This is a genomic window from Croceitalea sp. MTPC6, from assembly GCF_036985525.1.
Classification (GTDB): domain Bacteria; phylum Bacteroidota; class Bacteroidia; order Flavobacteriales; family Flavobacteriaceae; genus Croceitalea.
This window is the reverse complement of the sequence record NZ_BTGR01000010.1, coordinates 17,669-39,682: the sequence shown is the minus strand read 5'-3', so window position 1 is coordinate 39,682 and position 22,014 is coordinate 17,669. Positions and strand designations below refer to the sequence as shown.

Sequence of the window (22,014 nt, the reverse complement as noted above, 5' to 3'; positions counted from 1 at the left end):
TAAACCCTGAATCAAGTTCAGGATAAAAAACACAATCATGAAAAAATTATTGACACTTAGTTTAGTATTCTGCACAGTTGTTGCGACAGCACAGTGGGGAAAAAGAGTAAAAGGAAACGGTAAAACGGTTACCATTGAAAGATCTGTAGGTGATTATGACGGTATTGCAGTAGCTGGCTGGTTCGACGTGAAATTGGTAGATGGTAATGAGGGTGAGTTAACATTAAAAGGAGAAGAAAATCTTTTGGAGTATATAAAGACCGAGGTTAAAGATGGGAAACTGGTGATTAAAGTAGAAAAAGGAGTGAACCTTAAACCATCTAATTGGAATTCTGGAATTTATGTAACTGTTCCTGTAGAATCCATAGACATGGTAGCACTTTCAGGTTCTGGTGATATTGTTGGGGAAACTAAAATAAAATCTGATAATTTTAAAACAAAGATGTCTGGTTCTGGAGATATTTCATTAACTATTGAAGCAACATCTATAGATGCCTCAATGTCTGGTTCCGGGGATATCAACCTATCTGGAAAAACCAATGAGCTGGATGTTCAGGTATCTGGTTCTGGGGATATAAAAGCGTATGATTTGGATGCTGAATTTGTTACTGCCCAAGTTTCAGGTTCTGCAGATATAAAAGTAACCGCAAATCAAATGATAAAGGCAAGAGTATCTGGCTCTGGAGATATCAGCTATAAAGGAAATCCTAAAAAGATTGACACAAAAACTTCAGGTTCTGGCGATATTTCCAGTTACTAAAGAGTTTACAATCAAAAAACAACCATATCAATCAATAAACAAAAAAGCCCTAACTAGTTAAGTTAGGGCTTTTTATTACTGATGTTTTATACTGTCTATCGCAAAAACCGACCTTCTAAATTCTGAGGGTTTTTTCTTGTTCAATAGTTTAAGACCGCCACTTTGAGAAATTAATGCTTGAAAAGCCTGCTCTCTATTCATATATTTTTCTTTGTTGGCATAGCTGGTCATCAAAATTAAATCAAAAGGTGATTCTTCACTTTTTTTGCTCTCCATAAGGTTAAACCCAGTAATATCATCTTTAGCAAGTGCTTTTTCTCGCAGCACTTTCCAATTATTTTTAAAATAGTACAATGCTTCTGCTTTGTTATTATTTAGGATTTCAACAAATTCCATTGTGGAGATTTGGGGCTTCTCTTGTGAGTGTAACAAAAAGCCTCCAAAAAATAGGACAACTAATACTTTAAATTTCATGATTATTTATTTTGATTGATGAATGAATAAATTTACTTTTTTCTTTCTACCCTAATAAGTAAAAAAGCCCCTATCATAAAAAAGACACCTAAAAAAATTGTACTATTCCGCATACTACCGGTCAATTGTGCAACCGCTCCGTACATTAAAGTTCCAATAACAATTCCTATTTTTTCAGCTACGTCATAAAAACTAAAAAATGAAGTGGTGTCTGTGGTTTCAGGCAAAAACTTTGAATATGTGGAGCGTGATAGTGCCTGTATTCCACCCATTACAATACCTACAAGCCCTGCAGCAATATAAAAATCCGTTGGTGTTTGTAAAAAATAGGCATATACACAAAGTAACACCCAAAAAATATTAACTACGATTAAAGTATTTATATTTCCAAAACGCTTAGATGCTTTCGCGGTTAATGTAGCTCCTCCAATAGCAATGACTTGGATTATTAATATACTAACAATTAACCCAGTCGTACGCTCATTATCGCCTCCCCAGTTAATCTCTTCCTCTCCAAAATAAGTAGCGATCAGCATTATGGTCTGTACAGCCATACTGTAAACAAAAAAAGCACCTAGATATCGTTTTAATTTTATCTGACTACCTAACTGTTTCCAAACACTCAGAAGCTCTTTAAAACCATTTAAAATAATGTTATTTCGTTCCCCTTCGCGTTTATACCCTTTTGGCAAATGCATAAAGGTGTATTGGCTAAAAAGTATCCACCAAATTCCAACAGTCACAAAAGAATACTTCATAGCTTTTATCTCTGCAACTTCTCCACCACTATCTGTAATCCCAAATATATCTGGCTTCATTACCATTGCCAAGTTGAACAATAAGAGTATAACACTGCCTATATAACCCAATGAGAAACCTTTTGCACTTATGCCATCTTGTTGCTCTGGAAAAGCAATATCCGGTAAATAGGAGTTATTGATAGCAAAACTTACCCAAAAACCGACCAGTCCGAAAAAATAACAGGCAAGTCCAAAATAGATATTATCCAAGGAAAACCAGTACAATCCTATACATGAAACTGCGCCCAAATAACAAAAGAATTTCAAGAAGATTCTTTTATTTCCAAGATAATCCGCGATACCAGAAATCAGTGGCGTAACAATGGCAATAAATACAAAAGCAGCAGAAGTCACATAACTTATCAAAGGAGCTCGAGCAATTTCACCACCAAAAACAGTTACCTTTTCAATTTCGGCCACTCTAAATAACGCACCGTAAAAAATTGGAAATATCGCTGAAGAAATTACCAGACTATATACTGAATTTGCCCAGTCATAAAAGGCCCAAGCATTTAATAATTTTTTGGTTCCCTTTAGTGTTAGTGTGCTGGTCATGATTATAAAAATAGAAAAGCTACATCAAAAATGTAGCTTTTAAACTTTATATTTAATAACTTTTTTATTTAAAGGAGGTAACCCCAAATTTGGCAGCTTCTTGTTTTGCCAATGGAGCCCAAGCAGTCAAATTATTAATACGCGTGTCATTGGAAGGGTGAGTACTCATAAACTCTGGAGGTGCCTGACCACCGCTTTTTGCTTTCATCCTCCTCCATAGTTGCGCGGCTTCATCCGGATTATAACCTGCTATTGCCATAATCTGTAGTCCTATTCTATCAGCTTCAGTTTCATGACTTCTACTAAAAGGAAGCATCACACCCAAAGTGGAACCCAATCCATAAGCTTGATTGAATGTGTTTCTTGCCTTAGGGTCTTTAATGGCAACATTACCAGCTACTGCACCAAGTTGCTGTACCATACCAGCACTCATACGTTGTGCGCCATGATCAGCTAATGCATGGGCCACTTCATGTCCCATAACTACGGCAACTCCTGTTTCTGTTTGGGTTATTGGCAAAATTCCCGTGTAAAAAACTATTTTCCCCCCGGGCATACACCAGGCATTTACCGTTTCATCATTGACGAGATTATACTCCCATTTATAGTCGTTCAAATAACCTGGGTATCCGTTGGCATCCAACCATCTTTCTGCAGCAGAAGAAATACGCTGCCCAACATTGGTAATCATTTGTGCTTCAGCAGTTCCAGTTACAACCTTATTTTCCGTCAAAAATTGGTCATATTGTGCAAAAGCCATCGGAAAAAGCTGGCTATTGGACATAAAATTCAAAGTACTCTTTCCTGTAAACGGATTTGTCTTACATGCTGCAACAGCTAAAAAAATAGCTATCGTTAAAATTAATTTTTTCATTTAGTATAGTGTTTATAACTAGTAAATTACAAAAATTTATTTAGCTGAAATATATAAAGAAGTAAAGTCTTTGCTTACTTCAATACTATTATTCCCATTTAGTTTAATTGATTTAAAATCAACTTGTTCATTATCTATTTCTATAGTCTTTATTTTAAATGGAAGACCATGGAAATGAAGTTTTATTGTCTGGTACTCGGTGATATAACTTCCGTCTTTAAACTGTTGGATGCTCATACCATCATTCTTTCCCTTGAGCCTAAAATTCCTTAAGCTGTAACGCCCCTTCTTATAATCATAACCATCTTGTTGGTCTTCATACACTGTTGAAGTTTCCAACCCCTCTTTATAATAGACATCAATTTTTAACTGCTCAATGGGTTTTTCACCCACATATTGTTGAACTGGATATTTTGGAATCATTGCACCTTCCTTTACAAATAAGGGAATCTTATCGATTCCAGCTGAAACCCATTTCTCTACTCCACCTTCCACTACCTCTTCCGTCCAATAATTATACCATTTACCCCTAGGAATATACATTCTTCTACCCTGCGAATTTGGCTCTTGTACTGGACAGACCAATATTTGTTCCCCAAATAAAAACTCGTCCGTTCTAAAATGTGTTTGCGTATCTTCTTGATCATAAAACACCATTGATTGTAGCATTGGTAAGCCCTCTTTTATGTACTTATAGAACATAGTATATAAATAAGGTAAAAGCTGATACCTAAGCTCAATGTATTTTCTAACTATATCTGTAACCTCTGTTCCAAAAGACCAAGGTTCCTGTTCTCCATGATCACCGCTGGAATGTACCCTACAAAAAGGATGAAAAACACCTAACTGTACCCATCTGGCAAATAATTCTCCATTAGGTTGTTCTGCAAAACCTCCAATATCTGAACCTACAAACGAATATCCACTCATGCACATTCGTTGCATCTGTACATTAGCAATCCATAAATGTTCCCATGTTGCAACATTATCTCCAGTCCAAGTAGCACAATAACGTTGCGTGCCTGAATACCCCGCCCTTGTTAGAACAAATGGGCGCTGTGGAAAGCTGAACTTTTTAATTCCGTCAAAAGTGGCACGAATCATTTGCATGCCATATACATTATGCGCTTTTCTGTGACTACAAGGATGGCCATCATAATCATGACGTACATCTAAATTGGCAGTTTTTGATGGCACTTCCATAACTGCAGGTTCATTCATATCGTTCCAGACACCATGCACACCAACATCTGCAATCATTTCTTTATACAATCCACCCCACCATTCTCTTACCTCTGGGTCTGTAAAATCTGGAAATTTACATTCGCCAGGCCATACTTTACCTTTAAAATGTGGACCATCTGCTCTACGACAAAAGAAGCCATTATCCATTGCCTGTTGGTAAACCCAATAATCTCGATCAATCTTAATACCCGGGTCAATCATTGTGACGGTTTTAAAACCATCTTTTTGTAAATCCTCGACCATTTGCTTTGGATTTGGAAAACGTTGATTATCCCAAGTAAAGCATCTAAAACCTTCCATGTAATCAATATCCAAATAGATGGCATCGCATGGGATTTTTAGTTCGCGGAATTTAATTGCAATGTCCTTTACATTTTTTTCTGGATAATAACTCCATTTAGATTGGTGAAAACCTAAAGCCCATAAGGGAGGTAACTCAGGGACGCCTGTTAAATTTGTGTAGGCCTCAACTACCTGAGAAATTTTAGGCCCGTAGAAGAAATAATAATTCATTTCACCACCATCTGCCCAAAAACTTGTTGTATTCCTACGTTCATGGGCAAAATCGAAATGAGTTCTAAATGAATTGTCAAAGAATATTCCGTAAGCTATATCCTTGTTTAAGCCTATATAAAAGGGAATAGATTTGTATAAAGGCTCTTGGTCTTTTCCATATGCGTATGAATCTGTGTTCCAGTTGCTTACACGTTTCCCTTTTAAATTAGTATGTGAAGCCTTATCGCCCATGCCGTAGTAACTTTCTGCAGATTGGGTTACTTTGCTCATTTTTACAATATTACCACCGTAATCATAGCTTTCTTCCCAATGAAAACCTTTCTCATCTTCATTAATAATATTATCCTCTAAGTCTGTAATTTGAACTTTTAGGTTAGCCTTCTTTATATAAATTTTAATTTTGCCAGTAGTAATTACATATTCTGGTGGCTCTTCTTTAACATCCAGTTCATTATAACCTAAACTAACATTATCACTAATAGCATATGAAAAATCTGGTTCAAATACATGTTCTGTGGCATAGCGAAATCTAATTGCGCTATCCCTCATAACTGTTATTTCTAAGATCGCTCCATTCTGAGTTGTAAAATATAGCTTATCATTATCTTGGCTAAACTCAGTAATCTGATTTGGATGTTGGTTGCCCCGTCTCTCAATTTCAGTATTTGTAATCATAGGATTTAATTTATCAGACTAACAAAAAAAGAACATTAGGCCGAGATTATGAAAAGATATTTTCAACAGTAAAGGACTACAACGATTTAGTTGTCCTTATTTATTTAAAAATCTGCACACTTAGAGGTGGTAAAGTAGTTTTAACGGCATATTTCCTACCATGCATAACTTTTTTTGAAGGTTTAAGTGTCTTTTTTCCAATACCACTACCTCCATATTTTGTATCGTCACTATTAAAAATTTGCCTCAATTGTGTGGGTTTAGAAACCCCAATCTCATAATTTTCTCTAGGAACCGGAGTAAAATTACATACAACGGTTAAATCATTCTTCGTATCATGTCCTTTTCGAATATAAGCAAGTACAGAATTCTCACCATCTCCATAATCTATCCATTCAAAACCTTCAGAACTGAATTGTTTCTCATGTAGTGCAGGATACGACTTGTAGACAGCATTAAGATCTTTGATTACATTTTGTATGCCCGAATGAAAATCATATTGTGTTAAATGCCAGTCCAAGCTTTGCTGAAAATTCCACTCGGAAGTTTGTCCAAATTCCCCACCCATAAATATTAGGTTAGCTCCAGGATGGGTAAACATATAACCATACAATAATCTTAAATTGGCAAAACGTTGCCATTCATCACCTGGCATTCTGTAAACCAGTGACTGTTTGCCATAAACTACCTCATCGTGTGAAAAAGGCAACATAAAGTTTTCAGTAAAGGCATAAGTCATGCTAAATGTCAAATCATTTTGATGATGCTTTCTATAGATAGGCTCTTTCTTAAAGTACTCCAATGTATCATGCATCCAGCCCATCATCCACTTCATCCCAAAGCCTAATCCACCAAAATGAACAGGCTTAGAAACTCCCGTAAATGCGGTAGATTCCTCAGCAATGGTTTGCACCCCTTTAAAACTTGCATACACTTCTTGGTTCATTTCCCTAATAAAGGACATTGCTTCCAAATTCTCATTGTTCCCGTACATATTTGGTTCCCACTCTCCTTCTTCGCGAGAATAATCCAAATACAGCATTGAGGCAACAGCATCTACGCGTAATCCGTCTACATGGTATTGGTCCAACCAAAAAATGGCATTGCTTATTAAAAAAGCCCGTACTTCATTTCGACCATAATTAAATATTAAGCTTTTCCAGTCAGGATGGTATCCCCTTCTCCTATCTGGATGTTCATATAAATGTGAGCCATCAAAAAAACCTAAACCATGTGCATCCTCTGGAAAATGTGAGGGTACCCAGTCTAAAATTACCCCAATACCAGCCTGGTGTAACTTATCTACCAGTAATTTAAAGTCCTCTGGCTTCCCAAAACGGGAGGTAGGCGCAAAATATCCCGTAAGCTGATAACCCCAGGAAGGGTCGTAAGGATATTCCATTACCGGCATAAATTCTACATGGGTAAAACCCATATCTTTTACATATGAAACTAAATCCTCAGCTAAATCTAAGTAAGAAAGAAACTCATTATCACTTTTTCTTTTCCAAGAACCCAAATGAACTTCATAAACTGAGTATGGCTTGTCCAAAGCATTATGCTCTTCCCTGGAATCCATCCATTTTTTATCTTTCCATGCATAAGATGCATCCCATACTACAGAAGCCGTATTTGGGGGGTGCTCACATAAACGTGCAAAAGGATCTGCCTTTTCCGTAACTACTCCATTGTTATTAGATGTAATCTTGTATTTGTAGAGTGTTCCTTTATCCAAACCAGGAATAAAACCTTCCCATATACCACTAGAATCCCAGCGCACATTGAGTTTATGCTCATCCTCATTCCAAAAATTAAAGTCCCCAACTACAGAAACCGACTTGGCAGAGGGAGCCCAAACCGCAAAATAAGTTCCCTTTACACCATTAACTTCGACCATATGAGAGCCTAACTTCTCATAAAGCCTGTAATGCTTTCCCCCTTTGAACAAATCAATATCAAAATCTGTGAAAAGACTATGCGCAATAATGGCTGCCATGGTTTTTATTTAAGTTAAATGCAATATTACGGATCTTTCAGAAAGATAAGCAATACACAGAGAAGTAAATGTGAATTAGAGTCTGTTTAAAAAGTGGAACGCTTTTTGATTCAACAATATTGGATTAAAAAAATTAATAAACCATTTCAATTCAAAATCAAAAATTATGCAAAAAATCAAACTCATTTTAGGTTCTGCCTTAGTACTCCTTTTTATGTCATGTGAAGGACCTCAAGGACCCCCAGGATTTGACGGCCTTAACGGGTTAAATGGTCTCGATGGTCAGGACGGAATAAATATTCTTGGAAAAGTTCTGGAAATACAAGGTACTTTTTCTGCAGCCAATGATTACACAATTTCATATGAGTTTCCAGATACTGTTGAAGTATTTGAGTCGGATGTGGTCTTAGTATATCTTCTATTTGAACAAGTTGATGACCCAGATGGTGGAGATCCAATTGATGTTTGGAGGTTACTGCCACAAACTCGAATTATTGACCAGGGGCTTTTACAGTACAACTATGACCATACTTTTTTTGATGTAAACATCTTTTTAGAATCAGATTTTGATTTAGCTACTTTGCCAGCTGGTGATACCGATGATCAAGTTTTTAGAATTGCAGTAGTACCTGCTGAATTTGGTGTAGATAACGATATTGATGTATCTAATTTAGATGCCGTAATGGGCGCGCTAAAATTGGACACAGATACTATAGATACCTCTTTGGTAAACTAAATATTTGACTTACATAATATTAAAACCCATCTCAATTTTGATTTGGGCTTTTTTCGTTTCATTTAATGCGTAAATTTGAAAGGATACGACAAAAAATGCGTCTTACTAAAAAAAATATAATTGATGGGAAAAAATATTGCGCTTGTAATTCTTTTAATCTTTTCAGGATGTAAAGGAATTTCTCAAGAAGAAAAGGAAAAGAAAACTGCAAGCAATTCGGAAAAAGTAGAATATCCAGTTACTAAAACTGATGCAGAATGGCGTGCAGAGCTTACGGATATTGAATACTACGTGCTCCGCAAAGCGGCTACAGAAAATTCTTTTAGCAGTGACCTTTTAAACAACAAAGAAAAAGGCACTTATGTTTGTGCAGGTTGTGCCACACCACTTTTTAAAAGTGAAAATAAATATAAATCTGGAACAGGTTGGCCATCCTTTGACCAAGAAATAGAAGGCAACGTAGCTTATGACGTTGATTATAAAATTGGCTATGCCAGAACGGAGGAACATTGTGCTACTTGTGGTGGCCATTTGGGACATATTTTTAACGATGGTCCAAGTGAGACTACCGGAAAAAGGCATTGTATTAATGGTGCCGCACTAGATTTTATACCAGATTCCAAATGAAAAAATACGCTGTAGAAAAAACAGATGCTGAGTGGAAAGAAGAACTTTCTCCAGAAGAATATTATGTTTTAAGACAAAAAGGAACCGAAAGACCACATACTGGAGAGTTCAATTTGCATTTTGAGAATGGAGATTACTACTGTAAAGCTTGCAATGTAAAACTTTTTGAGAGCGAACACAAATTTGAAAGTGGGTGTGGTTGGCCATCTTTTGATGAAGCTGTTGAAGGCGCCATAGAGTACATAAGGGACACTACACATGGTATGATTCGTACCGAAACGGTTTGCGCCAATTGCGGTAGCCACCTAGGTCATGTTTTTAATGACGGACCTAGAGAGACAACAGGGCAGCGTTATTGCATTAACTCTGTGAGTATAGATTTTGATTCTTCCAAAGGTAAATAAGCATTACAGTACCAAAGTTTAGATTACCGTAACACTACTTCATACTTCTGTTATACAAAACCTTGCGTGAGATTATTAAAAACTTAGAAGTGTTCACTATCTTTGCACCTCCATTTTAACAACTAAAATCTTTACAAATGAGCAATTTTGATGTTATTGTTTTAGGTAGTGGTCCTGGAGGGTACGTAACTGCTATAAGGGCTTCTCAATTAGGTTTAAAAACAGCCATAGTGGAAAAAGAGAATCTTGGTGGTGTTTGCCTTAACTGGGGTTGTATTCCTACCAAAGCACTATTAAAATCTGCTCAAGTTTTTGAATACTTAAAACATGCCGAAGATTACGGTTTAAATGCCAAAAAAGTAGAACGTGATTTTGATGCTGTCGTTAAAAGAAGTAGAGGTGTCGCGGATGGCATGAGCAAAGGGGTTCAATTTTTAATGAAAAAGAATAAGATTGAGGTCTTAAATGGTTATGGTAAGGTACAACCTGGCAAAAAAGTATTGGTGAAAGGGGAACATGGAGAGCCAGCTACTTACACAGCAGACCATATCATAATTGCTACTGGTGCAAGAAGTCGCGAATTGCCAAGTCTACCTCAAGATGGTAAAAAAGTGATTGGATATCGTGAGGCAATGACTTTAGAAAAGCAACCTAAAAAAATGATAGTTGTTGGTAGTGGTGCAATAGGAATTGAATTTGCCTATTTCTATAACAGTATGGGTACAGAGGTCACTGTTGTAGAATATTTGCCAAATATTGTTCCTGTAGAAGATGAAGAAGTGTCCAAACAATTGGAACGCAGTTTTAAAAAAACAGGAATAAAAATTAAAACCTCAGCTGAAGTTACCAAAGTAGATACTTCTGGTGATGGCGTAAAAGCAACGGTAAAAACTGCCAAAGGTGAAGAAGTGCTAGAAGCAGATATTGTTTTATCTGCCGTAGGTATTAAAACAAATATCGAAGACATAGGACTAGAAGATGTTGGTATTGCAACCGATAGGGATAAAATCTTGGTCAATGACTATTATCAAACCAATATTCCTGGTTACTACGCAATTGGAGATGTCACCCCTGGGCAAGCATTGGCACACGTTGCATCTGCAGAAGGAATTCTTTGTGTAGAAAAAATTGCAGGCATGCATGTTGAAGCATTAGATTATGGGAATATCCCAGGATGTACCTATTGTTCCCCAGAAATTGCTTCTGTTGGTTTAACAGAGAAACAAGCCAAAGAAAAAGGATATGATATTAAAGTAGGTAAGTTCCCATTCTCAGCTAGCGGAAAAGCAAAAGCTTCTGGTGCTTCAGATGGTTTTGTGAAAGTTATTTTTGATGCCAAGTATGGAGAATGGCTGGGCTGTCACATGATAGGCGCTGGGGTTACTGATATGATTGCGGAAGCTGTTGTAGCCAGAAAACTGGAAACTACTGGACATGAGGTATTAAAAGCTGTTCATCCACATCCAACTATGAGTGAAGCAGTTATGGAAGCTGTTGCTGCAGCATATGATGAAGTTATTCATTTATAAAAAGTTTATGGGTTAGAGGTTTATAAGTTTATATTATTTCTAAACTAATCTGCTTTAAACTGTTCAACACTTAAACTCATAAACCTTAAATCATGTTAAAAATATTTAGGACAACCGCCATTCTTGAAGGAATATCTTATTTATTACTTTTTGGACTAACCATGCCCTTAAAATACTGGGCAGAAATTGGTGAACCCAACAAAGTAATTGGTATGGTTCATGGAATTCTATTTATCCTTTTTGTAGTATTGGCAGGAATTGTTTGCTGGGAACGTAAATGGGGCATCAAAAGATTTGTTATTCTTTTTATAGCGTCTTTACTACCTTTTGGAACTTTTTACGCTGACAAAAAATACCTTAAAAGCAATTAGTTCTCCTCAACTATAAACTTGTAAATATTTCCATCAAAGGTGCAAACAAAAAGCTCTTGATCGGCATCCGTCCCAAAAGAGGCAATATTAAGTCCAGACTCAAGCAGTAATTCGTTAGCACTGCCATCTCCTGTTAATGCCCATATTCTCCCACTTACAAAATCGCCATACACATATTTTCCTTGTAAGGTAGTAATAGCATCGCCTCTATAGACACAACCACCAGTTATAGACCTATCCCCATTATCTTGATTATACTCAAAAATTGGAGGAATAAAATTTGTATCATCACAATTTCCTGAAAAACAGGATGTACCTTCAAAAAGTTTCCAACCATAATTTCCACCAATTTCCACAACATCTATCTCTTCAATCTCATTCTGCCCAACATCACCTGTCCATAATTTTCCTGTAGTGGTGTCAAAACTCATTCTCCACGGATTTCGAAAACCATAAGCAAAAATCTCATCTCTTACACTGGTATCATTGATGAATGGATTATCTGTGGGAACTGCATAATTTAATCCTGGTTGTGTATTATCAACGTCTATTCTCAAGATATTACCTAATAAGTTCGTTCTGTTCTGTGCATTCCCATCTGGGTCCCCACTACCACCACCATCTCCCATAGCTATGTACAAATACCCATCAGTGTGAAAAGCAATTTGACCTCCATTATGATTTGTAGCAGGTTGGGGTATTTCAATAATCACCAACTCACTAGCTAAGTCAACAGTATTTTGATTTGTACTTGAAACTGTAAACCTAGAAATTACCGAAAGTCTTTCAGTTGGCGTATAGCATACATATACATAACCGTTACTTTGAAAACTAGGATGAAAAGCGAAGCCTAATAATCCTTGTTCACTTGATGTGGAAATAGTACCCCTTAAATCTAAAAAAACACTTGTTTCTGTAGCATCTGAGTCATTATCGAATACTTTAATAGCTCCACCTTTTTCACCAATGAATATTCTATTTGAGCCATCTTCTGGAGATTGCAAATCTAGGGGTTGAGTAAAACTTAAATTAGGAAAGGCATTTACTAATACTATAGACTCGCTGGACATTTCTTCACCAGTATCATCCATTTCATCATTTAAATTACTATTGAATTCTTCTGTTTCGCACGAAAAAAGAAGAAAAATAGATGCCAAGGCAACTGTTTTCAGAAATTTCATAGCTCGGGGTTTTTATATACATACGTAAATAACCCACAGTAAGATGTTTATGCAAACAGCTAACTCTTAAAGCTTTGGATAGCCAAGTCATAACTTTGCATTCCAAATCCCAGAATTACTCCCTTTGCTCCAGATGATATATAAGATATGTGCCTAAAATCTTCACGTTTAAACGTATTGGAAATATGTACTTCCACTACTGGTGTTTCTATTGCTTTAACAGCATCGCCGATACCTACAGAAGTATGCGTGTAAGAAGCTGCATTTAAAACAATTCCATCATAAGAAAAACCTATTTCTTGCAGTTTATCAATTAGCTCTCCTTCTATATTTGATTGAAAATATTCTAATTGAATTTCCTTGAATTTAAATTGCAATTTTGAAAAATAATCTTCAAAAGTGGTATTACCATATACTACTGGCTCCCTTTTTCCAAGTAAATTTAAATTTGGACCATTTATAATTATCAGCTTCATAGGTTAAAAGTAACAATAATTTTAAGGCATAAAAAAACGGAAGCAATTGCTTCCGTTTGTATCTAAGAAAAATAAAACTATTAATCGAAAGCATATCTAAAACCAAGCGCAAAAATACCTGCTTCAAAACGATCTCCTTCAAATCCACTACTCAGTCCAAATCCTGGTCTCCAACTTGCCGAGAAAGCTAAAGGCACGTTAGGAATCTTGAAGTCAAGGCCAGCATGTGGTCTCAATAAAATCTGAGTGTCAAAGTCTTTAATCAACCAAATACTAGGGCCAACTCCCGCAAACCATTGTAAGCCATCAGCACCAGTAAATTGACCATGATATGAGTACAAAAAGGTCAATGAGGTAACACTGTCTTCAAAACCTAAATCAAATTGTCCAGCATGATTTTCGCTAAAAAAGTACTTTCCGCTAGGACCTACAAAGGTAAAACCATCACCAAGATCTAGTCCAAGACCAACAGCAGCTGTATAGCTTGTTTGTCCAAAGGATGAGGAAAATGCAAAAGCAAAAAAGGTCATACAAATAATCACTGTTTTTTTCATAATTCTAAAATTTAGTGTTCATGTTTAAATTATAGGGTTGATATTTCAAAAGTAAAAGAAAGCAAACTTATTTCAGTCAAAAATTGTTAAAATTATTGACTGACTATTTATGCTGTAGTAAAAATCACGCCCAAATCTATTTAGAATTCAAGAATTAAAATAAGAAAAGCACTCCTATCATCGCGGTAGCAAAAGTACCGTCATTACTAATAGCAGTGTAAGAAACATTTAACTCTGTAGTACCGTTAATATCCACACCAATCATAGGTCTATAATAAAGACCTCCATCAAAACCATCACTTACACCAATAGCGTATCCAACGTCACCTCCCAATTTAAATCCATAAGATGGATATATTCTTAAGGCAGCAGCAGCAGGAATGTACTGTAAATTGGCAAACTCTGTTGTTACGGTAATTCCACCATTTGTAAATGATTCCTCTTCACCAAATGCATTGTTGAATCCTGTTGCAAATCCTAAATCAATTTCTTTTGAAAGCCCCCAAACATATTGGAAGTCCACACCAAGACTAAAACTATAAAAATCTGAAACTTCCCCTGTAATTATCCCAGCATTAAGACCTGCTCTAAAATTTGTTCTATCTACTTGTGCTTGAAGCGATAAGGAGATAAATAAAAAAGCTAAAACTGATATGATTGTCTTCATAAAATAAATATTTGGTTGTTATTTAATGCAAACTTATCATCTTAACCGCTATTGGATAATTTAAGTTGTAATATGTTAAAAACTGGTTGTCAAAACCACTTTTTTTGTAGAAAATAGATTTTGTATTCTAATGTATCTTTACAGTATGAGATGGAATCAGGCATTACAGGATTACAATCAATTCCTTAAAATTGAGAGAGGCCTATCCGATAATTCAATAAAAAATTATACCCTAGACATTAAAAAGCTTGTTGAGTTCATAGAGGAGTCCAATATTCATGAAAACCCTATTTCCATATCCAAAGAAACCGTACAACAGTTTATTTATGAAATTGCTAAAGTGATCAAACCCAGATCACAAGCAAGAATAATTTCTGGACTTAAAGGTTTTTTTAATTATTTGGTATTTGAAGACCTTAGAACAGAAAATCCTATGGATTTAATTGAATCCCCAAAAATTGGAAGAAAACTTCCGGATACCCTATCAACTAAGGAGATTAATAAATTAATTGCCGCCATTGACCTCTCAAAATCTGAAAGTGAACGTAATAGAGCTATTATTGAAACACTCTATGGTTGTGGTCTTAGGGTTTCTGAACTTATCAACTTAAGGCTCTCCGATTTATTTTTTGATGAAGACTTTATAAAAATTACTGGAAAGGGAGACAAACAGCGTTTTGTACCCATTAGTAACTTGAACAAAAAATACATAAACCTCTACAGAAATGAGATTAGAATTCATCAAAAAATAGAAGCTGGACATGAAGACTTTTTATTTCTTAACAGAAGAGGAAAACAGCTTACCAGGGCTATGATTTTTACCATTATAAAGCAGTTGGCAGAAAATATTGGATTACAAAAAAATATAAGCCCACATACCTTTAGGCACTCTTTTGCCACACATCTATTAGAAAATGGAGCAGATTTAAGAGCCATACAACAAATGCTTGGGCATGAAAGCATTACAACCACCGAAGTTTACTTGCATATAAATAGAACTCATCTGGCAAAGGTTTTAAATGAGTTTCATCCCAGAAAATAATATATTTGAACCCTTATCATAGAAAATATGAAACAGCTAAACCGGGAATGGTGGAAAGAGGGAATTGTATATCAAATTTACCCGCGAAGTTTTCAGGATACAACAGGTAATGGTATTGGTGATATTAGTGGCATCATAAAAAGATTGGATTACATTAAAGATCTTGGTGTTGATATCATTTGGCTCTGCCCTGTATATGAATCACCAAACGATGACAATGGATATGACATTAGTAATTATAGGGCTATATCAAAAGAGTTTGGCACTATGGCTGATTTCGATTTATTATTAAAAGAGATGAAGATTCGTAACCTAAAATTGTTAATGGATCTTGTTGTAAATCATACAAGTGATGAACATTTTTGGTTTAAAGAATCCAAAAAGTCCAGAGATAATCCCTATCGCAATTATTACCACTGGTGGCCTGCTGAGAAGGGCATTCCGCCCAAAAGATGGAGCTATTTTGACGTAGATGGCAATGCCTGGAAATATGATAAAACTACAGATGCCTACTATTTACATTATTTTTCGGTAAAACAACCAGATTTAAAATGGGAGAATCCAAAAGTGAGGCAGGAGATATTTGACATGATGAAATTTTGGTTTGACAAAGGCGTTGATGGTTTTAGAATGGATGTAATTCCTTTTATATCCAAAGACACAAGCTATCCAGAGTTGCCAGAAAAATATGAAGGCAATTTTATACCTTTTTATGCTGACGGACCAAAGCTACATGAGTATTTAAATGAAATGAATCGTAAAGTCTTAAGCAAGTATAATATTATGACCGTGGGGGAATGTCCTGGGATTTCATTAAATCAGGCCTTAAACTTTGTCGATGAGGATAGGAATGAACTTAACATGTTCTTTCATTTTGAATTAATGTCTTTAGATCGTGATGGGGATGAAGTCTTTTGGATGAGAGGAGACAAATGGAAACTTACAGAATTTAAAAAGATACATTCAGATTGGGATAAAGTATTTGCCGAAAAGGGATGGGGCAGTATGTTCTTGGGTAATCATGACAACCCACGTGTAGTTAGCCGTTGGGGTAATGACTCCAAAAAACACTGGCACAATTCTGCAACTATGCTACATACTTTTTTATTGACAATGCGAGGCACTCCATATTTTTATTTTGGAGATGAAATTGGAATGACCAATGCTAGGTTTGATTCTATAGATGACTATCAAGACATTAATACATTAAACAGATATCGTCTATTAAGTCAACAAAATATAAGCCTAGAAGATTTTATAGAAAATGAAAAGGAAGCTTCACGTGATAACGGAAGGACACCAATGCAGTGGGATAACACTATAAATTCAGGATTTTCGGAAAATAATCCTTGGCTTAAAGTAAATAACAATTACAAAAACGGAATCAACGTAGCCGAACAAGAAAAAAATACGAATTCTGTCCTAAACTATTTCAAAAAAATGGTTGGGATTCGCAAATCACATTTAGGTTTAGTATACGGAAAATACAGTTTATTGCTTGCAGGCAGCGAAGAAGTTTATGCTTATACTAGAACTTTCGAATCAGAAAGATATCTTGTCTTGCTAAGCTTTTCTGAAACGAAAACAACCGCAGAAATAGATGAAATTTCTTTTGATAAGGCAATTTTATTAATTTCTAATGATGAAGCCGAATTGGAGCAAGTAGGTTCAAATTTCACACTGAAACCCTATCAAGCTTCAGTTTATGAATTGACCTGATACTTCTTTTTAAAAGGACGAATAATCAATCTTGCCTCTCTATCAAATTTGATGTAATTGTAGACCCAATTGATAAAGACTACTACCCTATTTCTAAAACCTATCAGAAAATAGAGGTGTACAAACATCCAAATAAACCAAGCAAAAACTCCTTGAAACTTTATTTTTGGCAAATCCGCAACCGCTTTATTACGACCAATGGTTGCCATACTCCCTTTATCCTTGTATCTAAAAGCTTTTAAAGTTTTGCCTTCTGACATTCTAACTAGGTTCTCCCCTAAATTCTCACCTTGTTGTATTGCAGGTTGCGCCATCATAGGGTGTCCATGCGGATAAAGTTCAGATTCCATCTGGGCAACATCTCCTACTGCGAATATATTTTCATAGCCGTCTAATTGATGAAACTTATTTACCTTTAATCGGTTGCCACTACATAGGAAATCTTTTCCATCCAAACCTTTTATCGTCACAGCCTGTACGCCAGCAGCCCAAACCATAGTATAGGCATTAAAAATGACATCTGTATTGGTAGTTACCCTTTTTCCATCGTAATCACTTACCCTTATGTTTTTCCAAACGTGCACACCTAGACTCTCAAGAAATTTTTCAGCTTTCTCAGAAGCGATTTTGCTCATAGCCGGCAAAATTCTGTCACTTCCTTGGACAAGATTAATCTGTGCTATTCTGGTATCTAAATCTGGATAATCTTTTGGTAGAATCCCTTTTTTAATTTCAGCTAAAGCTCCAGCTAGTTCAACTCCAGTAGGGCCTCCTCCAACAATTACAAAATTCATTAATGCTTCACGCTCATGAAGGTCATCCGTTAATAAAGCCTGCTCAAAATTTTGCAGAATCAGGCTACGTAAATTCAAGGATTGTGGAATAGTCTTCATTGCCATTCCATTATTCTTAATAGAACTGTTTCCAAAAAAATTGGTTTTAGAACCTGTAGCAACTACCAAATAATCATACTTTAACTCTCCAATAGTGGTATGAACCAAATTAGAATTGGTGTCGACCGAAATAACTTCAGTCAATCTAAAATAAAAGTTAGGATATCCTTGGAGTACTTTTCTAATAGGATATGCAATCGAATCTGGTTCCAATCCTCCAGTAGATACTTGATATAGTAAAGGCTGGAAAGTATGATAGTTGTGTTTGTCCATCAAAACTACCTGAAACTCTTTTTTACTAAGCCTTTTAGCTATGGATATACCTCCAAAACCACCACCAATAATGATTACTCTTGGAAAACTTGATTGTGGAATATTCATATTGAAAATTGAAATGCAAATTTAGGTAATTACTTATGAGTCTGTTTAACAAAAAAAAATGCTTTTCACTATATTTATCAATCGACAAAATCAATCAAACCCATGAAAATTAAAGTTAAGTTACTCATTCTTTCCATAATCATATATAGCTCTTTACAAGCCCAAAAAAATAAGAAAAGTATATTGAGCGAATTAGATACCAGAAGTGAAAAATATGCTTCTATTGCTCAAGAAATATGGGGATTGGCCGAAATGGGCTATCAAGAAACCAAAAGCTCTTCCCTTTTACAAAAAACCTTAAAAGATGAAGGTTTTAAAATTGAAACTGGTGTAGCCAATATACCAACCGCATTTATAGCAGAATATGGCTCAGGTTATCCGGTTATTGCAATTTTAGGTGAGTTTGATGCATTGCCCGGATTATCCCAGAAAGCAATTCCAGAAAAAGTATCAAATGGAGCAACTGCAGGACACGCTTGTGGTCATCACCTATTTGGCACAGCTTCTTCTGCAGCAGCTATAGCGGTAAAAGATTGGATGAAAGCAAATAATGTCATTGGAACAATTCGCTTCTATGGCTGTCCAGCCGAAGAAGGTGGAGGGGCTAAAGTCTACATGTCCAGAGAAGGTTTGTTCAATGATGTTGATATCGCTTTGCATTGGCATCCAAGTTCTCAAAACGCTGCTAGTGCAGCAGCAGCTTTAGCTAATATTTCTGCTAAGTTTAGGTTCTATGGAGTTTCTGCACATGCTGCTGGGGCTCCAGAAATGGGACGCTCTTCGCTAGATGGTGTTGAAGCAATGAACACTATGGTAAACATGATGCGGGAGCATATTCCACAAGAAGCAAGAATACACTATGTAATCACGGATGGAGGTAAGGCCCCAAATGTAGTTCCCGACTTTGCCGAAGTATATTATTATGCAAGACACAACAGAAGGGATGTGGTAAGAAACATTTTTGAGCGTATTGTAAAAACGGCCGAGGGTGCCGCTTTAGGTACCGAAACAACTATGAAGTATGAAATAGTTAATGGAGTACATGAGCTTTTACCAAATTTGACACTGCAGAAACTGGTTCACACCAATTTGACAGAAATTGGTGGGATAATCTATACTGATGAAGAGAAAGAGTTTGGAAAAAAAATAGCTTTAAGTCTTGGTCAAAAAAGTTTAAATGAAGCACGTGCATTAGAAGTTCAACCCTACAAAGAAACGGCTCGAGCTTATGGCTCTACAGATGTTGGTGATGTAAGTTTTGTTGTACCAACGGTCGGTTTTGGAACTGCTACATGGGTTCCTGGAACTCCAGCACATAGCTGGCAGGCAGTAGCCGCTGGAGGCACTTCGATTGGAAACAAAGGGATGATGGTAGCTGCAAAAACATTGACTGCCACTGCTATTGATTTGTTCACAAATCAAAACTTGATAAAAAAAGCTAAAATCGAATTTGAAGAAAAAAGGGGTAAAGACTTTGTGTACAAGCCTTTATTAGGAGATAGACCACCTGCTTTGGATTACAGAAAATAAGTGTAACAAAAGTCCTTTTTTAACTACTAACAGTTAACTACCTACCAACCATCTGTGAATAAAGAACTGGAACACAAATTTGTTACGGAACTTGAGAACAATCAAAACATTGTTCACAAGGTATGCAGTTTGTATACCAACGATAGGGATTCCCATAACGATTTGTTTCAGGAAATTACAATTCAATTATGGAAAGCATATCCTAAATTTCGTGGCGATTCAAAGTTTAGTACATGGATGTACCGTGTAGCTCTAAATACAGCGATCACTCTCTACAGAAAATCTAAACGGAGAGTTAAAACCCAAGATTTTGACGGTGTACTTTATAAAATTAAGGCAGATGAATATGATGATACAGAAGAAAAACAGTTGAAATTAATATATGATGCGGTAAAGCAACTAGGAGATATAGATAAAGCCCTTGTTTTCTTGTATCTAGAAGATAAAGATTATTCGGAAATAGCAGCAACTTTGGGTATAACAGAGGTAAATGCTAGAGTAAAAATGAATCGTATAAAAAACAAACTAAGGACCATCCTAAATCCGTAAGTATGATGATGGACGAATTAGAACTCTTAAAAAAAGACTGGCAGAAAAAGGAAGAACACCTTCCAAAATTGTCATTTGATGAAATCTACAAGATGATTTGGAAAAAATCATCTTCCATAGTAAAATGGATATTCTATATAAGTATTATAGAATTTTTATTTTGGATTGCTATGTCATTCATTCCCATGGAAAATGACGAATTAACTGGTCCTGGATCAAAAACCTTCCAGACTGTAGAGAATATAGTTGAAGTTCTAGGGTATTTGGTAATCGTATACTTCATTTTTAAATTCTATTTAAATTACAAAAAAATAAACACCACAGATTCTGCAAGAGCCTTAATGAAAAAAATTATTGTTACCCGAAAAACAGTAATGCAATATGTATGGTTCAATCTAGGATTGTTCGCAGTATTGATGATAATAGTTTTCTTGGAATCAATACTTTACAATGCTGAATATGCAGACTTATCGCAACGGATTTCAGAAGCTGGCAACCCAATTTTAATTTGGTTCATAGTAGGCCTGTTATTGGCATTTACAATTGTACTGTTTGGAATCTTACTTTGGCTTTTTTACAGGTTGCTCTATGGCATTCTCCTCAAAAGATTGAATATCAATTACAGAGAGCTAAAAAAACTAGAGGTTTAAGATTTATGGCTATACTTTCTTTTTTCATGATCGGCCTCATAAGCTGCCAATTCTGATTCAGGAATTACATGTAAGAAGGATGGATGTTGCTCAATCGCGTATTCTAATTTCTCAATAATCTGTTCTATGGATTCGTTGTCGTAATCAATCTCTAATGGTTCTTTTATTTGCATAGATTGCAAAATTCCTTTCTTTTTTATGTACAATCCCTTCTTGTCAAAAGAACGGCGAAATCCATCTATAACTACAGGAACAACTATTGGTTTATATCGTTTTATGATATGGGCAGTACCCTTACGAAGTGGTTTCCATGGCTTTGTAGTACCCTGTGGAAAAGTTATTACCCAACCATCATCCAGCGCCACTCCAATATTCGAAATATCACTCATTTTAACCTGCCTATTCACATCTTGCCCATCAGCTCGCCATGTTCGTTCAATACTTATGGAACCGGCATAAGCTAAAATTTTGGTCAAAAGACTTTTACCCATGGTTTCCTTAGCCGCTACGTAGTAAAAATTTAACTTAGGATTCCACAGATAACCAACGTTCTTTATACTATCATCCCTTCCTTTTAAACTAGCATTAAAAACATGGAACATGGCCACTACATCCGCAAAGTAAGTTTGGTGATTGCTTACAAACAGAACATTTTTATCAGGCAAACTACGTATGATTTCAGATCCTTCTATCTCCAGTTTGTTAAAGCCTTTATAACGAGAATGGGTAATAAGCCCCATAATGCGGATTAGCCATTTCTTTAAAAAGAGAATATGTCCGAAAGGATTTTCTTTGAAAATTCCCATAAGT

Annotated in this window: 22 protein-coding genes; 11 read left to right on the top strand and 11 right to left on the bottom strand. The window is 35.9% G+C overall.

Annotation, left to right across the window (positions count from 1 at the left end):
* Nucleotides 1–37 precede the first annotated feature (37 nt).
* Nucleotides 38–760 (top strand): head GIN domain-containing protein, encoded by a 723-nt coding sequence (locus tag AACP56_RS15770; protein WP_339335385.1) that lies wholly within the window; start codon nucleotides 38–40, stop codon nucleotides 758–760.
* Nucleotides 761–835: 75 nt separating this feature from the next.
* Here the strand turns inward: AACP56_RS15770 and AACP56_RS15765 are convergent, their stop codons facing one another.
* The 5 genes from AACP56_RS15765 to glgB all read right to left on the bottom strand — a co-directional run bounded on the left by AACP56_RS15765 (nucleotide 836) and on the right by glgB (nucleotide 7,895).
* Entirely contained in the window at nucleotides 836–1,234 is a 399-nt protein-coding gene (locus AACP56_RS15765) for a hypothetical protein (RefSeq protein ID WP_339335387.1), read from the bottom strand.
* Between the two features lie 32 nt (nucleotides 1,235–1,266).
* Nucleotides 1,267–2,589 (bottom strand): MFS transporter, encoded by a 1,323-nt coding sequence (locus AACP56_RS15760; protein WP_339335389.1) that lies wholly within the window; start codon nucleotides 2,587–2,589, stop codon nucleotides 1,267–1,269.
* 64 nt (nucleotides 2,590–2,653) lie between these two features.
* Entirely contained in the window at nucleotides 2,654–3,463 is an 810-nt protein-coding gene (locus tag AACP56_RS15755; RefSeq protein WP_339335391.1) for a M48 family metallopeptidase, read from the bottom strand.
* 36 nt (nucleotides 3,464–3,499) lie between these two features.
* Complete coding sequence (locus AACP56_RS15750) at nucleotides 3,500–5,899, bottom strand: glycoside hydrolase family 31 protein (RefSeq protein WP_339335393.1); 2,400 nt, start codon at nucleotides 5,897–5,899, stop codon at nucleotides 3,500–3,502.
* 100 nt (nucleotides 5,900–5,999) lie between these two features.
* On the bottom strand, nucleotides 6,000–7,895 hold the full coding sequence (glgB, locus tag AACP56_RS15745) for a 1,4-alpha-glucan branching protein GlgB (RefSeq protein ID WP_339335395.1): 1,896 nt from the start codon (nucleotides 7,893–7,895) through the stop codon (nucleotides 6,000–6,002).
* A gap of 166 nt (nucleotides 7,896–8,061) precedes the next feature.
* Between glgB and AACP56_RS15740 the strand changes: the two genes are divergently transcribed.
* From AACP56_RS15740 to AACP56_RS15720, 5 genes are all read left to right on the top strand, one after another.
* Complete coding sequence (locus tag AACP56_RS15740; RefSeq protein ID WP_339335397.1) at nucleotides 8,062–8,631, top strand: collagen-like triple helix repeat-containing protein; 570 nt, start codon at nucleotides 8,062–8,064, stop codon at nucleotides 8,629–8,631.
* Nucleotides 8,632–8,754: 123 nt separating this feature from the next.
* The gene (gene msrB / locus AACP56_RS15735) at nucleotides 8,755–9,258 is read left to right on the top strand and encodes a peptide-methionine (R)-S-oxide reductase MsrB (RefSeq protein ID WP_339335399.1); all 504 of its coding nucleotides are present in this window, start codon (nucleotides 8,755–8,757) and stop codon (nucleotides 9,256–9,258) included.
* Nucleotides 9,255–9,662, top strand: coding sequence for a peptide-methionine (R)-S-oxide reductase MsrB (gene msrB, locus AACP56_RS15730; RefSeq protein ID WP_339335401.1), 408 nt, complete (start codon nucleotides 9,255–9,257; stop codon nucleotides 9,660–9,662). The genes msrB (AACP56_RS15735) and msrB (AACP56_RS15730) overlap by 4 nt, the downstream gene beginning before the upstream one ends.
* Before the next feature lie 137 nt (nucleotides 9,663–9,799).
* Entirely contained in the window at nucleotides 9,800–11,191 is a 1,392-nt protein-coding gene (lpdA, locus tag AACP56_RS15725; protein WP_339335403.1) for a dihydrolipoyl dehydrogenase, read from the top strand.
* 92 nt (nucleotides 11,192–11,283) lie between these two features.
* A complete protein-coding gene (locus AACP56_RS15720) occupies nucleotides 11,284–11,562 on the top strand; it encodes a DUF3817 domain-containing protein (RefSeq protein WP_339335405.1) in 279 nt (92 codons plus the stop codon).
* Here the strand turns inward: AACP56_RS15720 and AACP56_RS15715 are convergent.
* The 4 genes from AACP56_RS15715 to AACP56_RS15700 all read right to left on the bottom strand — a co-directional run bounded on the left by AACP56_RS15715 (nucleotide 11,559) and on the right by AACP56_RS15700 (nucleotide 14,440).
* Complete coding sequence (locus AACP56_RS15715; protein ID WP_339335407.1) at nucleotides 11,559–12,743, bottom strand: PQQ-dependent sugar dehydrogenase; 1,185 nt, start codon at nucleotides 12,741–12,743, stop codon at nucleotides 11,559–11,561. The genes AACP56_RS15720 and AACP56_RS15715 overlap by 4 nt on opposite strands.
* 59 nt (nucleotides 12,744–12,802) lie before the next feature.
* Complete coding sequence (aroQ, locus tag AACP56_RS15710) at nucleotides 12,803–13,219, bottom strand: type II 3-dehydroquinate dehydratase (RefSeq protein ID WP_339335409.1); 417 nt, start codon at nucleotides 13,217–13,219, stop codon at nucleotides 12,803–12,805.
* A gap of 80 nt (nucleotides 13,220–13,299) precedes the next feature.
* A complete protein-coding gene (locus tag AACP56_RS15705) occupies nucleotides 13,300–13,773 on the bottom strand; it encodes a hypothetical protein (RefSeq protein ID WP_339335412.1) in 474 nt (157 codons plus the stop codon).
* Between the two features lie 154 nt (nucleotides 13,774–13,927).
* Nucleotides 13,928–14,440: an outer membrane beta-barrel protein gene (locus AACP56_RS15700; protein ID WP_339335414.1), complete on the bottom strand. Its 513-nt coding sequence runs from the start codon at nucleotides 14,438–14,440 to the stop codon at nucleotides 13,928–13,930.
* Nucleotides 14,441–14,585: 145 nt separating this feature from the next.
* Between AACP56_RS15700 and xerD the strand changes: the two genes are divergently transcribed.
* On the top strand, nucleotides 14,586–15,482 hold the full coding sequence (gene xerD, locus AACP56_RS15695) for a site-specific tyrosine recombinase XerD (protein ID WP_339335416.1): 897 nt from the start codon (nucleotides 14,586–14,588) through the stop codon (nucleotides 15,480–15,482).
* A gap of 27 nt (nucleotides 15,483–15,509) precedes the next feature.
* Nucleotides 15,510–17,201 (top strand): glycoside hydrolase family 13 protein, encoded by a 1,692-nt coding sequence (locus AACP56_RS15690; protein WP_339335418.1) that lies wholly within the window; start codon nucleotides 15,510–15,512, stop codon nucleotides 17,199–17,201.
* On the opposite strand, the gene AACP56_RS15685 is transcribed toward AACP56_RS15690, so the two are convergent.
* On the bottom strand, nucleotides 17,186–18,475 hold the full coding sequence (locus tag AACP56_RS15685; protein WP_339335420.1) for an NAD(P)/FAD-dependent oxidoreductase: 1,290 nt from the start codon (nucleotides 18,473–18,475) through the stop codon (nucleotides 17,186–17,188). The genes AACP56_RS15690 and AACP56_RS15685 overlap by 16 nt on opposite strands.
* A gap of 102 nt (nucleotides 18,476–18,577) precedes the next feature.
* On the opposite strand from AACP56_RS15685, the gene AACP56_RS15680 reads away from it, so the two are divergent.
* Genes AACP56_RS15680 through AACP56_RS15670 form a run of 3 tightly spaced genes read left to right on the top strand, consistent with a single transcriptional unit; the run spans nucleotide 18,578 to nucleotide 21,204 of the window.
* Nucleotides 18,578–20,005, top strand: coding sequence for an amidohydrolase (locus AACP56_RS15680; protein ID WP_339335422.1), 1,428 nt, complete (start codon nucleotides 18,578–18,580; stop codon nucleotides 20,003–20,005).
* A 54-nt stretch (nucleotides 20,006–20,059) separates the two neighbouring features.
* A complete protein-coding gene (locus AACP56_RS15675; RefSeq protein ID WP_339335424.1) occupies nucleotides 20,060–20,554 on the top strand; it encodes an RNA polymerase sigma factor in 495 nt (164 codons plus the stop codon).
* Between the two features lie 2 nt (nucleotides 20,555–20,556).
* Entirely contained in the window at nucleotides 20,557–21,204 is a 648-nt protein-coding gene (locus AACP56_RS15670; protein WP_339335426.1) for a hypothetical protein, read from the top strand.
* On the opposite strand, the gene AACP56_RS15665 is transcribed toward AACP56_RS15670, so the two are convergent.
* The gene (locus tag AACP56_RS15665; protein ID WP_339335428.1) at nucleotides 21,201–22,010 is read right to left on the bottom strand and encodes a lysophospholipid acyltransferase family protein; all 810 of its coding nucleotides are present in this window, start codon (nucleotides 22,008–22,010) and stop codon (nucleotides 21,201–21,203) included. The two genes, AACP56_RS15670 and AACP56_RS15665, sit on opposite strands and share 4 nt — an antisense overlap.
* Nucleotides 22,011–22,014: the final 4 nt, after the last annotated feature.

What these genes read in the sequence shown, in the direction of transcription:
- AACP56_RS15770 (WP_339335385.1), top strand. Translation starts at nt 38, where the DNA reads ATGAAAAAATTATTGACACTTAGTTTAGTATTCTGCACAGTTGTTGCG.
- AACP56_RS15765 (WP_339335387.1), bottom strand. Translation starts at nt 1,234, where the DNA reads ATGAAATTTAAAGTATTAGTTGTCCTATTTTTTGGAGGCTTTTTGTTA.
- AACP56_RS15760 (WP_339335389.1), bottom strand. Translation starts at nt 2,589, where the DNA reads ATGACCAGCACACTAACACTAAAGGGAACCAAAAAATTATTAAATGCT.
- AACP56_RS15755 (WP_339335391.1), bottom strand. Translation starts at nt 3,463, where the DNA reads ATGAAAAAATTAATTTTAACGATAGCTATTTTTTTAGCTGTTGCAGCA.
- AACP56_RS15750 (WP_339335393.1), bottom strand. Translation starts at nt 5,899, where the DNA reads ATGATTACAAATACTGAAATTGAGAGACGGGGCAACCAACATCCAAAT.
- glgB (WP_339335395.1), bottom strand. Translation starts at nt 7,895, where the DNA reads ATGGCAGCCATTATTGCGCATAGTCTTTTCACAGATTTTGATATTGAT.
- AACP56_RS15740 (WP_339335397.1), top strand. Translation starts at nt 8,062, where the DNA reads ATGCAAAAAATCAAACTCATTTTAGGTTCTGCCTTAGTACTCCTTTTT.
- msrB (WP_339335399.1), top strand. Translation starts at nt 8,755, where the DNA reads ATGGGAAAAAATATTGCGCTTGTAATTCTTTTAATCTTTTCAGGATGT.
- msrB (WP_339335401.1), top strand. Translation starts at nt 9,255, where the DNA reads ATGAAAAAATACGCTGTAGAAAAAACAGATGCTGAGTGGAAAGAAGAA.
- lpdA (WP_339335403.1), top strand. Translation starts at nt 9,800, where the DNA reads ATGAGCAATTTTGATGTTATTGTTTTAGGTAGTGGTCCTGGAGGGTAC.
- AACP56_RS15720 (WP_339335405.1), top strand. Translation starts at nt 11,284, where the DNA reads ATGTTAAAAATATTTAGGACAACCGCCATTCTTGAAGGAATATCTTAT.
- AACP56_RS15715 (WP_339335407.1), bottom strand. Translation starts at nt 12,743, where the DNA reads ATGAAATTTCTGAAAACAGTTGCCTTGGCATCTATTTTTCTTCTTTTT.
- aroQ (WP_339335409.1), bottom strand. Translation starts at nt 13,219, where the DNA reads ATGAAGCTGATAATTATAAATGGTCCAAATTTAAATTTACTTGGAAAA.
- AACP56_RS15705 (WP_339335412.1), bottom strand. Translation starts at nt 13,773, where the DNA reads ATGAAAAAAACAGTGATTATTTGTATGACCTTTTTTGCTTTTGCATTT.
- AACP56_RS15700 (WP_339335414.1), bottom strand. Translation starts at nt 14,440, where the DNA reads ATGAAGACAATCATATCAGTTTTAGCTTTTTTATTTATCTCCTTATCG.
- xerD (WP_339335416.1), top strand. Translation starts at nt 14,586, where the DNA reads ATGAGATGGAATCAGGCATTACAGGATTACAATCAATTCCTTAAAATT.
- AACP56_RS15690 (WP_339335418.1), top strand. Translation starts at nt 15,510, where the DNA reads ATGAAACAGCTAAACCGGGAATGGTGGAAAGAGGGAATTGTATATCAA.
- AACP56_RS15685 (WP_339335420.1), bottom strand. Translation starts at nt 18,475, where the DNA reads ATGAATATTCCACAATCAAGTTTTCCAAGAGTAATCATTATTGGTGGT.
- AACP56_RS15680 (WP_339335422.1), top strand. Translation starts at nt 18,578, where the DNA reads ATGAAAATTAAAGTTAAGTTACTCATTCTTTCCATAATCATATATAGC.
- AACP56_RS15670 (WP_339335426.1), top strand. Translation starts at nt 20,557, where the DNA reads ATGATGATGGACGAATTAGAACTCTTAAAAAAAGACTGGCAGAAAAAG.
- AACP56_RS15665 (WP_339335428.1), bottom strand. Translation starts at nt 22,010, where the DNA reads ATGGGAATTTTCAAAGAAAATCCTTTCGGACATATTCTCTTTTTAAAG.